11 protein-coding genes are annotated in these 12,947 nt (G+C 39.4%); 2 read left to right on the forward strand and 9 right to left on the reverse strand.

What is annotated here, in order from left to right; all coding sequences use genetic code 11:
* Nucleotides 1-325: 325 nt before the first annotated feature.
* On the reverse strand, nucleotides 326-1,090 hold the full coding sequence (locus QZ620_RS01205) for an ABC transporter ATP-binding protein (protein ID WP_295178205.1): 765 nt from the start codon (nucleotides 1,088-1,090) through the stop codon (nucleotides 326-328).
* A 3-nt stretch (nucleotides 1,091-1,093) separates the two neighbouring features.
* On the reverse strand, nucleotides 1,094-1,831 hold the full coding sequence (locus QZ620_RS01210; protein WP_295178207.1) for an ABC transporter permease: 738 nt from the start codon (nucleotides 1,829-1,831) through the stop codon (nucleotides 1,094-1,096).
* 117 nt (nucleotides 1,832-1,948) lie between these two features.
* On the opposite strand from QZ620_RS01210, the gene pafA reads away from it, so the two are divergent.
* A complete protein-coding gene (gene pafA, locus QZ620_RS01215; RefSeq protein WP_295178209.1) occupies nucleotides 1,949-3,580 on the forward strand; it encodes an alkaline phosphatase PafA in 1,632 nt (543 codons plus the stop codon).
* 1 nt (nucleotide 3,581) lies between these two features.
* Here pafA and QZ620_RS01220 read toward each other — a convergent pair whose 3' ends face one another.
* From QZ620_RS01220 to gcvP, 4 genes are all read right to left on the reverse strand, one after another.
* A complete protein-coding gene (locus QZ620_RS01220) occupies nucleotides 3,582-4,430 on the reverse strand; it encodes a glycosyltransferase family 2 protein (RefSeq protein ID WP_295178211.1) in 849 nt (282 codons plus the stop codon).
* Between the two features lie 36 nt (nucleotides 4,431-4,466).
* Nucleotides 4,467-4,988, reverse strand: coding sequence for a methyltransferase domain-containing protein (locus QZ620_RS01225; protein ID WP_295178214.1), 522 nt, complete (start codon nucleotides 4,986-4,988; stop codon nucleotides 4,467-4,469).
* Complete coding sequence (locus tag QZ620_RS01230; RefSeq protein WP_295178217.1) at nucleotides 4,988-6,046, reverse strand: 3-oxoacyl-ACP synthase III family protein; 1,059 nt, start codon at nucleotides 6,044-6,046, stop codon at nucleotides 4,988-4,990. Before QZ620_RS01230 ends, QZ620_RS01225 begins: the two co-directional genes overlap by 1 nt.
* A 129-nt stretch (nucleotides 6,047-6,175) precedes the next feature.
* Nucleotides 6,176-9,025 (reverse strand): aminomethyl-transferring glycine dehydrogenase, encoded by a 2,850-nt coding sequence (gene gcvP, locus QZ620_RS01235; RefSeq protein WP_295178219.1) that lies wholly within the window; start codon nucleotides 9,023-9,025, stop codon nucleotides 6,176-6,178.
* Between the two features lie 131 nt (nucleotides 9,026-9,156).
* Here gcvP and QZ620_RS01240 point away from each other — a divergent pair, with 131 nt between their 5' ends.
* The gene (locus QZ620_RS01240) at nucleotides 9,157-9,996 is read left to right on the forward strand and encodes a hypothetical protein (protein WP_295178221.1); all 840 of its coding nucleotides are present in this window, start codon (nucleotides 9,157-9,159) and stop codon (nucleotides 9,994-9,996) included.
* Here QZ620_RS01240 and QZ620_RS01245 read toward each other — a convergent pair.
* From QZ620_RS01245 to QZ620_RS01255, 3 genes are all read right to left on the reverse strand, one after another.
* Nucleotides 9,962-10,231, reverse strand: coding sequence for a hypothetical protein (locus QZ620_RS01245; RefSeq protein ID WP_295178223.1), 270 nt, complete (start codon nucleotides 10,229-10,231; stop codon nucleotides 9,962-9,964). The genes QZ620_RS01240 and QZ620_RS01245 overlap by 35 nt on opposite strands.
* Nucleotides 10,232-10,233: 2 nt before the next feature.
* Nucleotides 10,234-10,785 carry a sigma-70 family RNA polymerase sigma factor gene (locus QZ620_RS01250; protein WP_295178225.1) on the reverse strand — a complete coding sequence of 184 codons (552 nt, stop codon included), beginning with the start codon at nucleotides 10,783-10,785 and terminating at the stop codon, nucleotides 10,234-10,236.
* 91 nt (nucleotides 10,786-10,876) lie between these two features.
* A complete protein-coding gene (locus tag QZ620_RS01255) occupies nucleotides 10,877-12,907 on the reverse strand; it encodes a M3 family metallopeptidase (protein ID WP_295178228.1) in 2,031 nt (676 codons plus the stop codon).
* Nucleotides 12,908-12,947: the final 40 nt, after the last annotated feature.

A 12,947-nucleotide genomic window follows, 5' to 3' on the forward strand; every position in this document is an offset into this window, starting at 1 on the left:
TGAAACTAGTATAAAATTTAGCTGAATAAATACCGCGAAAGAAATGGAATAATCTTAAAGATCTAATTGGTAATTGGATAGAACTTGAATGAGATAATGATGGTTGATTTTTGAAAAAGTTCTTGAACAAGAATTTTTACCGGTAGAATTAAACTAGGTCTGTTTAGAACAACTGTCAATCTTATACTGGGTATAAAGCGGAAAAATTGTTTTTATTAGACAAAGAAAATATTGATCCGAAAATTCAGTTGCCAAAATCGCACAACTTGCGATAACAGAAAACTACTGCTGCAAGTCCTACGAATTACCAAAAATCTTTATATTTCTAATGCCCCTTCAGCTGAGCTTCTCGAACTTTCTTGAATAAATTGGAAGAGTAAACGAAATCTGTTACAGTTTTATCCTGAGTATGGAATATATCTTCTTTAGTACCTTTCCAGGCTAGTAGTCCGTCTTTTAAAAATGCGATTCTTTCTCCAATCTCTAATACAGAATTCATATCGTGCGTAATTACAACAGTAGTAATTTCATTTTCATGAGTCAGCTGTTGTATAAGGTTATCAATGATGGTGGCTGTCTGTGGATCCAGACCCGAGTTTGGTTCATCGCAGAAAAGATATTTAGGTTTATTTACAATCGCTCTGGCAATCGCTACCCTTTTCTGCATCCCTCCACTAATTTCAGAAGGCATTTTAGTGTCGTTTCCTTCGAGATTAACTCTTTTCAATACTTCGTGTACGCGATCACGCATTTCACCTCTCTTCTGATTAGTGAACATTCGCAATGGGAACATCACATTCTCTTCAACGGTCATGGAATCGAAAAGCGCTCCACCCTGAAACAGCATTCCAATTTCAGTTCGTAATTCCCTCTGCTCTTCATCTGAAAAGTTGGAGTAAGGTTTACCGTCATATTCTATCGCACCCTGATCTGGTTTGAACAATCCAAGCATACACTTCAGAAAAACACTTTTCCCAGATCCAGATTGCCCGATGATTAGGTTCGTTTTACCGCGCTCAAATTGATAGTCGATACCTTTTAGTACTTCCTGACCGTTAAAACCTTTATGTAAATTCTTTACCTGTATCATCTGCTAGCTTAATAAAAGTTGTGTTATAACGTAGTTGGTAATGATCAAGACCACACTTGTCCATACGAATGAGGTGGTAGAAGCTTCTCCAACTTCGAGGGCTCCACCTTTCATAAAATATCCGTGATAAGATGGGACCGTAGCGAGAATAAAGGCAAATAATATTGTTTTAATAAAAGCGTAAACAAGGTGAAAGCCAATGAAATCATCCTGCAACCCAGTAAGAAATTGATCGCTAGTCACAAAACCACCAAAAACTGCAGCTGTATAAGCCCCCGCAATTCCCAGGAACATAGATATGGCGATCACGAATGGATACGTAAGCATCGCCATGATCTTAGGGAAAATAAGGTAGTTCTTGGAATTAATACCCATAACCTCAAGAGCATCGATCTGCTCCGTAACCCTCATGGAACCAATACTGGAAGTGATAAAAGATCCAACCTTACCCGCCATGATAATGGAGATAAATGTGGGAGCAAATTCCAGAATGATCGACTGTCTTGCTGCGAAAGCAACCAGTGATTTTGGAATTAACGGATTGTTGAGGTTCAAAGCTGTTTGGATCGCGACAACCGCACCTATGAAGAAAGACAGGAATGATACAATTCCCATAGAGCCCATAATAAGCTCATTGATCTCCTTAAATATTAGATTTCTTAGAACCGAGCCTTTGGTCATTCTGCCAAAAACTCCCTTAAGCATTATAAAGTATTCCCCAATGGAGTACAGGTACGTCATCAATTCAATTTTGTCCAGCTAAAATACTAAAATTTCGTTCTAAAGTATTTAACGCTTAATTAAACTTTAGCGTTTCAAGTTTAGTAATTTTGGGAATTGAAACTAATCTTTTACAGAATGAAACGAAGCTTGATCATACTACTGATGCTAATAAGTTTTAAACCAGTTAGCTCTCAGATCACAAAAGAAAAACCGAAATTAGTAGTTGGTATCGTTGTAGACCAGATGCGTTATGATTACCTAACCCGATTCTGGGATCAATTTGGAGAAAATGGATTTAGGAGAATGGTTAATAATGGCTATAACTTTAAAAATCATCATTTTAATTATGTTCCTACCTATACCGGCCCCGGGCATGCTTCAGTATTCACCGGGACAACTCCAGCAAATCACGGTATCATAGGAAATAACTGGTATGACAAGTTCGAGGATTCCTTTGTCTATTGTGCCGGTGATGATAATGTGAATCCTGTAGGAACTACAGACCGTGCTGGAAAAATGTCGCCTCATCGCATGAAATCTACCACTTTTGGTGATGAGAACAGGCTGCAAACTCAGGGAAAGGGTAAAACCATAGGGATAGCCTTAAAGGATCGCGGAGCAATACTCCCAGCTGGTCACGCAGCTAATGCCGCTTACTGGTTTCATGGTAAGGACGAAGCAAAATGGATCACCAGCTCTTACTATATGGAGCAATTACCTCAATGGGTGCAGGATTTCAACGAATCGGGTATAGCCAAATCTTATTTAAAGGAGTGGGCGCCGTTGAAGGATATTATGACGTATCAGCAAAGTGGTGTGGATCGTAATGAATTTGAGTTTGGTTTCGACGGAAAAGAAACTGCAGATTTCCCTTACGACTTGAAAGCACTGGCTAAAGAAAATGGTGAATATGATCTTATAAAAGCTACGCCTTTCGGAAATGATCTTACTGCAGAATTTGCTAAAGCTGCGATCAAGGGTGAAGAGCTTGGAAAGGATAATGTTACAGATGTGCTTACCCTTAGTTTTTCCAGTACCGATTATGTAGGTCATAACTTTGGAGTGAACAGCAAGGAAATTCAGGATACCTACATGAGATTGGACCAAAATATTGCCGATGTTCTACAATATCTGGATGCTGAGGTTGGTGCTGGCGAGTATGTGGTTTTCCTGACTGCAGATCACGGTGGAGTAGATGTGCCTGCTTACTTAAAGTCTAAAAAAGTACCTGCTGGTTATTATGACGAATTAACCATGAAGGAAAAACTGAATAAATTTTCTTCTGAAACATTCAAAAATGATAGTCTTATAAAAAATATAAGCAACAGCCAGATCTTCCTTAATTACGATGAATTAATAGCTAAAGATTTTAGTTTGGAAGAAGTGACTTCTAAAATGTCTCATTTTTTATTGAAACAGGAGAAAATATCAAGAGTATTCACGAGGAATGAACTTCAGATCGGTGCGTTTTCAAACCAGATAGGAGAACTTATCCAGAATGGATATAATCAGAAACGTAGTGGAGACCTGGTATTTGTGATAGATCCTGGTTATATTGTATACCCTGATAAAGGAACCACTCATGGAAGTGGTTTCGCTTACGATACACATGCGCCTCTTCTTTTCTACGGAAAAGGAATTAAGAAAGGTGAAACTTACGAGAAAACGTACATTAGAGATATTGCACCCACTATTTCAGCGATGCTGGGAATTGCTTTTCCAAATGCTAGTACCGGAAAACCTTTAAAAGAAGTACTGGACAGGTAAATTAAAGAAACTTATCTTTAATAGCGTCCCAACGCAACTTTCTTATAAAACGGCCTTCTTCTTCGGAAACGAGAAAAGGTCGTTTTTTCTTTCTGGCATTAAAAAAACCAGATAGATAATGTAAAAAAGCGAAGGGATTCATCTTTAGAGCAGCAAGTTTAGCTGAAGCGATCATACTTAGAGCAACTCCATATCGAAGTCTGTAGAATGCCTCTCCTTGCTTACGACCAGAATGTTCAAAATAATTCATCCCGGTAGGACGAAGATGTTTGACCAGAAGATTTTCATCAGTCACAACTTTCCATCCGTGGAATCTAGCCAGAAGTTCATCTGCAGTATCCCAGCCCATAGCAGGTTTAAGTTCCCCTATTTGTATAAAACAATGTTTGCTGTAAGCTTTTAAAGCGCCACGAATATGATCTTTGCCTGTAAGATTTTCGGGAATCCATTTGTCCTTCCTCTGGACACTGCAAAAGCCTCCAGCCATTCCAACACCAGGTTGCGACTCAAATATCTCAACGATCCTTTGCAGATAATTTTCTGGAAAAATAAGGTCAGCGTCAAATTTGCAAATGATATCGAAATCATCGTCAAGCTGATAGTAGCCTTGGTAGAATGCGTTGATTACCTTACTGCCAGGAGCATGTTCTGCAGAAGATTGATTCTGAACGAGATCTATAAAGTCATATTTTTCAGCAAAACCCTCTACAATTTCTGAAGTTGAATCTGTAGAATTATCATCTACAACCACTATTTTTGCCGGTTTCAGCGACTGCTCAGCAAGCGACTGTAGAGTTCTGCCAATAATATTTGCCTCGTTATGTGCGGGGATGATAATATAGATTCTCACGAAATGGGAATTTCAGTAAGCAGCTAAGATAGAGTATTAGATCCTTTCAGCATAGACCGCATAGTACCTTGGAGTAAACTTCCGAAGAATAGGGCGTAATCCAACTTTCTTCACTGGATGTGCCCATTGAATACTATCTTTTATTTGCCAGCCACTTTTTTCCAGCAACCAGTCAAACTGCCATTTTTCAAACTCATGATAATGCCGGTCCCAGGGATCTATTTTGCTACGATAGGCGGGAGCAAACCATAGTTTTAATGGCACGCTTACTACAAGTTTTGGAGCTTTAATCTCTTTTAGAATATTGTATGGAGCGAGTAGATGTTCGAAAATCTCGAAAGCCGTAACGCAATCATAAGAATTCGTTTGGACCGCCTCAAAGTGATCGTCCAGATCTTCCCCACTGGTATTAGTTACCTGAAAACCCTCCTTTTCCATAATTTTTGAAAACGGATTGGGAACTCCCAGATCCAGAATTCGTTCCTCTCTGGAAATATGATTTTCTAAAAATTCCAGTGTCTTATGAAAGCGTTCTTCCGGGAAACTTTGTTCGTACATTATACCTCGTAAGTGATCGCATTAATGTTCATTCCTGCACCAACGCTGGCAAACATTACGACGTCACCTTTCTCAAGTTTTTGATGGTCAATTTTACCTTTGCGTACAAGGTCCAGAAGCGTTGGAACGGTGGCTACACTGCTATTTCCCAGTTCGTGGATGGTCATAGGCATTACATGTTCAGGTGCTTGCATGTTATGCAATTTGTAGAACCTGTTGATGATAGCTTCATCCATCTTCTCATTCGCCTGGTGGATAAATACAGTTTTAAGATCTTCAATTGATTTCCCGCTATTCTCCAGACAGGTTTTCATCGCTTTTGGTACGTTCACCAGTGCAAATTCATAGATCTTGCGACCATTCATTTTTATAAAACGAATATCTTCGGAAGATTTGCTATTATTAGATTTTCCGAAGTAAATATATTCAGATTCCTGCAATGAGAATGTTGCCGACTCGTGAGAAAGAATACCTCCAGTTTCTTCTGAAGCTTCTAAAATTGCTGCTCCGGCACCATCAGAAAAGATCATGCTATCTCTATCGTGACTATCTACAACCCTGGATAAAGCCTCAGCACCAATTACCAGACAGCGTTTCGCGATGCCTGCCTTAATAAATGCATTTGCCTGCACCATCCCTTCGATCCAGCCAGGACAGCCAAAGAGGATGTCGTATCCTACACATTTAGGATTGCTGATCTTCAATTTTGCTTTTACCCGGGTAGCTAAACTTGGTACGGTGTCGCTTTGAACAGTATTAGATTTAACGTCACCATAATTATGAGCAACTATTATATAATCAAGAGTTTCAGGATCTATTCCAGCATCTTCTATAGCTTTTTTGCTAGCCAGAGTTGCAATGTCTGAAGTATTCATTTCAGGTTCAATATACCTGCGTTCTTCAATGCCAGTAATAGCCTTGAACTTGCGAATCGTAGTAGGATTGTCCTGAGGAAAAGAACTCCCGTCGAGGTTAAAGAACTCATGTTGCTCAAAGTCAGCATTTCTTGTGACAACATTGGGTATGTAACTTCCAGTACCGGTAATTTTAAAATTCATCTGACTCTGAGATTATAAATATTTCACAATTTAATTAAATAGCCTTAAGCTACATTTAAAATTTAATACTTTTTGGTCGAAAAAAAACCTGCCAGTTGACAGGTTTTTATTTCTAAAGTGCTATCTGGCTTATACTTCGGCATATTCTTCAGTAGGAGGGCAGGTACACATAAGGTTCCTGTCTCCATAAGCTTCATCCACACGTCGTACACTTGGCCAGAACTTATTTTCATGTAAATGGCTTAGTGGATATGCTGCTTTCTCACGAGTATACGGTAAATTCCATTCGTTAGCGGTAAGCATATGTATGGTATGCGGAGCATTCTTCAACACATTGTTTGGTTCATCTACCGATGCTTCGTCAATTTCTTTTCGAATAGAAATAAGCGCATCACAGAATCTGTCCAGTTCAGGTTTTGATTCACTTTCGGTTGGTTCGATCATTACAGTTCCAGCTACCGGGAATGATACTGTTGGAGCATGAAACCCATAATCGATCAAACGTTTGGCGATATCTGTCACTTCAATCCCTTTTTCTTTGAAAGGTCTGCAATCTACGATCATCTCATGTGCAGCACGCCCTCTTTCTCCAGAATAAAGGGTTTTATAATGTCCGTTTAAACGTTCCTTTATGTAATTAGCATTCAAAATTGCATATTCCGTTGCCTTTTGAAGTCCTCCAGTACCAAGCATTTTGATGTATCCGTAAGAAATAAGGCAAACGAGTGCAGAACCCCATGGTGCTGAAGAAATTGCACCAATCGCCTGATCCCCGCCTGTTTTTATCACCGGGTTTCCAGGAAGGAAAGGTTTCAACTGCTCAGCTACACATATTGGACCAACTCCAGGTCCACCACCTCCGTGAGGAATGGCAAAAGTTTTGTGCAGGTTAAGGTGGCAAACATCAGCACCAATTTTACCTGGATTGGTAAGTCCAACCTGGGCGTTCATGTTAGCGCCGTCCATATAAACCTGACCGCCATTTTCATGAATGATATTGGTTACTTCACGAATAGCAGATTCAAATACCCCGTGCGTAGAAGGATAGGTAACCATTAGTGCAGCAAGATTGTCCTTGTGTTTTAATGCTTTTTCACGTAGATCATCAACGTCTATATTTCCATTTTCAGTGGCCTTGGTGACAATCACTTTCATACCGGCCATTACTGCTGAAGCAGGATTTGTACCGTGAGCAGACGATGGGATCAGGCAAATATTTCTATGACTGTCTCCATTCGATTCGTGGTACGCACGTATAACCATTAAACCAGCATACTCGCCCTGAGCACCGGAATTTGGTTGTAATGAGGTTGCTGAAAATCCTGTAATTTCAGTTAACTGGTCTTCCAGTTCTTTTAATATGGTTTGATAACCCTGAGCCTGGTCTACAGGAACAAATGGGTGCAAGTTCCCCCATTGTGGATTACTTAAAGGTAACATTTCTGAAGCGGCATTCAATTTCATGGTGCAGGATCCAAGACTTATCATCGAGTGGTTCAATGAAAGATCTTTGCGCTCCAGTTTTTTGATATAACGCATCAATTCAGTTTCTGAATGATACAAATTGAATACTTCGTGAGTTAAAAATTCAGTAGTACGTTGAAGTGACTCCGGAATCCTAATTTCTGAAGATAACTCAGATACTTCAGTAGCCTCTTTATCTTTTAATTCAGCAAAAACTGAAATGATCGCGTTCAGATCGTCTGTAGTAGTGGTCTCATTGATCGAAATACAGGCGCTTTCAGTATCGGGATAGAAAAAGTTTATCTCGTGCTTTTCAGCAATAGTTTTCAAAGATTTAGCGTCAACCTTTACATGTAGCGTATCGAAATATGCTGAATTCTGCTGTTCGAAACCAAGCTCCTTCAAACTATCCTCCAGGCTAACTGCTGTCGCATGCACAATCCCGGCGATGTACTCCAGTCCGCGTGGACCATGATATACTGCATACATTCCTGCCATTACCGCAAGAAGAACCTGTGCAGTACAAATATTGGAAGTTGCTTTATCTCTTTTAATGTGTTGTTCACGGGTTTGCAATGCCATTCTAAGGGCATTATTCCCGTCTACGTCTTTTGTAAGGCCAATAATGCGTCCTGGAAGATTTCTTTTATATTCTTCTTTTGTCGCGAAAAATGCTGCATGAGGTCCTCCATATCCTAACGGAATTCCAAAACGCTGCGTAGTTCCAACAACCACGTCTACTCCAAGTTCTCCCGGAGCCTGAAGCATTACCAGACTAAGTATATCTGCCGCAAAGGCGGTTTTAATATTAGCTGCTTTACAATTCTCGACAAATTTTTTATAATCGAAGATCTGACCGAATTTGCCAGGATACTGCACAAGTGCTCCAAAGTATTCATCAGAAAAATCAAATTCTTCATGATCTCCAACAACCATATCGATCCCAAGAAAATTAGCACGCGTTTCCATTAGAGAAATGGTCTGCGGTAATGTTTGCTGAGAAACGAAAAATTTATTGACGTTTGCTTTTTTCTGATCTCTTTCGCGAACAGAGAATAAGAGTGCCATTGCTTCAGCCGCAGCAGTAGATTCATCTAATAAGGATGCGTTCGCTAGCTCCATACCGGTAAGATCGCTTACCATGGTCTGGAAATTCAGAAGGGCTTCTAATCTACCCTGAGCGATTTCTGCCTGGTAAGGAGTATAAGCAGTGTACCAACCCGGGTTCTCCAGAATATTTCTCTGGATTACCGCTGGCAGGATGCTTTGATGGTATCCTAAACCAATGTAGGTTTTATATAATTTATTCTTTTCTGAAAGCTTCTTGATATGTTCTGCATACTGGTTCTCACTCATTGCTTTTGGCAAATTAAGTGGGTTTTCCAGCCTGATATCATCAGGAATTGTTTCGTATATAAGTTGCTCTATAGAATCAACGCCAATCGTGTCCAGCATTTCCTGAAGATTTTCAGCTTTGGGACCAATATGGCGTAATGCGAAAGAATCTGTTCTCATCAATAAATTAAGTTGTGTTTTTGTGGCGCAAAAGTACATAATTCCGTGCTAATTTAAAGTGGTTTAGAGGTGTACAGTTGTTAAGATTTTTGACTGATCAAAAACTAGTAAAGAATATGTAATTTCGTAAGATGAGGTACCTTCGCCTGGCTTTTGACTTATATATAAATAGCAGTATTCACGTTGCTGTTGCGGTGGTATGTTTCGCGGTGATAAGTATAGTCGAAAATAACTTCCAAATAAGCCTAGGTCTACTGGCTTTTATTTTTTTCTCGACGATCACTGGATATAATTTTGTCAAATACGCTGGCATTGCGAAACTGCATCATTCCAGTCTTGCCGGAAACCTGCGAATCATACAAATATTTTCTTTTATAAGTTTTCTTGCATTGATCTATTTTACTGTTCAACTGTCAGTAAATGTCCTGCTAGCAACAGGTATCCTAGGCTTACTAACACTTTTGTATGCATTACCGGTTTTTGGAAACAGCAGGAATTTGAGAAGTCTAGCCGGGATTAAAATATTTGTCATTGCAATGGTATGGGCGGGAACTACAGTTTTACTGCCCGTGATCAATGCTCAGCAACTGCTTAATCAATCAACTCTTATAGATTTATTCCAGCGGTTTTGTATGGTGGTTGTGCTTACGTTGCCCTTTGAAATAAGGGATCTAATTTATGATTCTCATTCTCTTGAAACGATTCCGCAAAGAATTGGAATTAGGAAAACAAGGATCTTTGGGGTTATTTTATTGATACTGATATGTCTTATTGAAATATTTCAGCAGCAATTTCGCAGTTATAGCTTTCTAAGTTTATTTCTGGTTTGTGTAATTCTTGGAGTATTTCTGCTTAGGAGCAGAGAGCGGCAGGCTAAATATTATGCTTCTTTCGTGGTGGAGTCGATTCCCATAATATACCTGGGTATTGTATTATTTATGAAGTATGTTCTTCCGATTGTAGTTTACTAATATTTTCACGCCATTCTTTCTTTTTTTCTTCGGAACAGCATTCCAGATTTGCTTCTTTCAGCTTATGGGTGAGTTTGGAATTTCTACTGGAAAATGTGCGGCATGTTCTGCAGAAGGCAAGATGGATCGTTAACTTGATCTTTTCAAAAAAACCGGCTTCATCGTACTGTGCTTTCGTGCAACAGGTAGCTGCTTCAGAACAGTCAACAAAAAGAGATTTACTTTTTTCACTCATAATTAAAACCAGTTTTTTTCCATGCACGCGGCCAGAGCAGTTCTGGCGCGATGAATAATTACCCACAAATTAGACGGCGTGATATCAAATTCATTACAAATCGCTTCCGTATCAACTCCATCTATAGTTTTACGCTTAAAAATTGCTGCTTGTTTTTCGTTGATAGAGTCCAGACAATCCAGAATTGCCAGTCCAAGTTCATTATTTTCCATGTCATCCTCGGCGGTACGGACAAATTGATCTGGAACCTGTTCTTCCAGCCATTCACCTTCGCTATCTTCTCCAGTATAATTGATCTTAACTTCAGCCTGACCTTTCCTGGAGTTATTACGCCGATAATGATCAATAATCTTTCGCTTCAGGATCGAAATGAGCCAGGTTCTTTCGCTGGCTTCGCCTTTAAAGTTTTTGGCAGATTTTAAGCCCGCCAGGAAGGTTTCAGAAATAAGGTCATTAGCGACTTCACGGTCATTTACACGCACGATCGTATAATTAAACAGATAATCTGAATATCTGTCTACCCATTTATTTGGTTCAAGTTGGTTTGAAGGCATGTGTGCTTGTGACGGTTGCAACTCAAAAATATGAAAAGAATGGCGATCCCGTAGCTTTATAATCAGGTTTTACCATTCTTTTCAGAATTATTTATTTACTTATTAAGCCAGCTCTTCTTAATAGAGCATCTGGTTTTGGTTCTTTTCCGCGGAAGCGTTTGTACAGTTCCATTGGATGCTCTGTACCACCTTGCGAGAGTATGTTATCTTTAAATTTATCTGCGACATCCTTGCTGAATATTCCGTTTTCCGTAAAATATTCAAATGCATCTGCATCCAGTACTTCTGCCCATTTGTAAGAATAATATCCTGCAGAATAACCACCCTGGAAGATATGGGAAAATGCTGTACTCATACAATTACTGACTACATCCGGGAATAATTTGGTAGATTCGAATGCTTCTGTTTCATGTGCCTTTACATCACTTACATTCGAAGGGTCCTGCGCGTGCCAGCTAAGATCTAACATTCCAAAGCTTAACTGTCTCATGGTTGCCATACCTTCCAGAAAGTTGGAAGATTCCTTGATCTTAGTAATATATTCCTGAGGAATGGCCTCACCGGTTTTATAATGTTTTGCAAAGAGTTGCAAAGCTTCCTCCTCATAACACCAGTTTTCAAGAACCTGGCTTGGTAGTTCTACAAAATCCCAGTATACATTGGCACCAGAAAGACTTGGGTAAGTTGTATTTGCGAGCATACCGTGCAGTGCATGACCAAATTCATGGAACAAAGTTGTTAATTCATTGAAGGTTAGTAATGAAGGTTGCTTCTCTGTTGGTTTAGTGAAATTGCATACTATAGATATATGGGGTCTCTCATTCTGCCCATTCTCTATCGACTGCTGTTTGTAAATCGTCATCCATGCACCATCTCTTTTTCCTGGGCGGGGATGAAAGTCGGCATAGAAAAGAGCAATATCATTCCCTAAAGTATCGGTGACATTGTAGGTTCTAACATCCTGGTGATATACATCAACATCAGTTGTTTGTTCGAATTTGAGTCCGTAAAGTTTCCCTGCGATGGTAAACGCACCATCGATCACTTTTTCTAACTGGAAGTATGGTTTCAGCTTTTCGTCATCCAGATCAAATAATTTCTGTTTCAATATTTCAGCATAATAAGCTGAATCCCATTTTTGGAGGGTATCGATCTGGTCAAGCTCTTTAGCGAAGTTTTCTAATTGGTTAAACTCTCGTTCTGCTGCAGGTCTTGCTTTTTCCAGCATTTCCTCGAGAAAAGACTCTACTTTATGCGGGGTTTCTGCCATACGTTCTTCAAGAACAAAGTGAGCATGGGAATTATAACCGAGAAGTTTTGCTCTTTCATATCGCAGTTTTGCGATATCAAGAACATTTTGCTGGTTATCAAGTTCATCACCTTTAAAAGCTCTCGATCCAAATGCGAGAGAAAGTTCCTTTCGCAATTCCCTGTCATTGGCGTATTTCATGAATGGAATGTAACTTGGGTATTCCAGACTGAAGATCCAGCCTTCAGTATCTTTGGATTTTGCAATATTCCTGGCTTCTTCTTTGAAACTTTCAGGCAATCCACCTAAACGGGATTCTTCAGTAACAACCAGCTCATATTTATTGGTTTCAGCTAAAACATTTTCACCAAACTGCAATTTTAGCTTAGATAATTTCTTGTCGATCTCACGTAAGGCCTGTTGATCTTCGCTAGCCAGGTTGGCGCCATTACGAGTAAAAGCCTTATACTTCTGGTCAAGTAAGGTGGTTTGCTCCTTGTTGAGGTCCAGTGATTTTCTTTGATCGTAAACCTTTTTGACTCTTTTAAAGAGCGCATTGTTCAGAATAACATCATTCTTGAATTCTGAAAGTAAAGGAGAAATATCCTGGGCGATCTTCTGAATTTCTTCATTGGTTTCCGCAGAATTTATATTGAAGAAAATGCTGGTAACCCGATCAAGTTTTTTTCCCGAAAACTCTAATGCTTCGATAGTATTTTCGAAGCTTGGTTCTCGTTTACTGGAGGTGATCACCTCAATATCATTTTGGGCAAGTTCTATAGCCTTTATAATGGCAGGTTTGTAATCTGAAGTTTTTATGCTTGAAAAAGGAGCTTGATTGAAATCTTCCAGTAATATATTTTGAGAGCTCATGAATGTAAGTTTAACGCTTTTGCAATATTATATGAACGTT

Origin of the sequence: uncultured Christiangramia sp., from assembly GCF_913046405.1 — a bacterium.
Classification (GTDB): Bacteria; Bacteroidota; Bacteroidia; order Flavobacteriales; family Flavobacteriaceae; genus Christiangramia; species Christiangramia marina.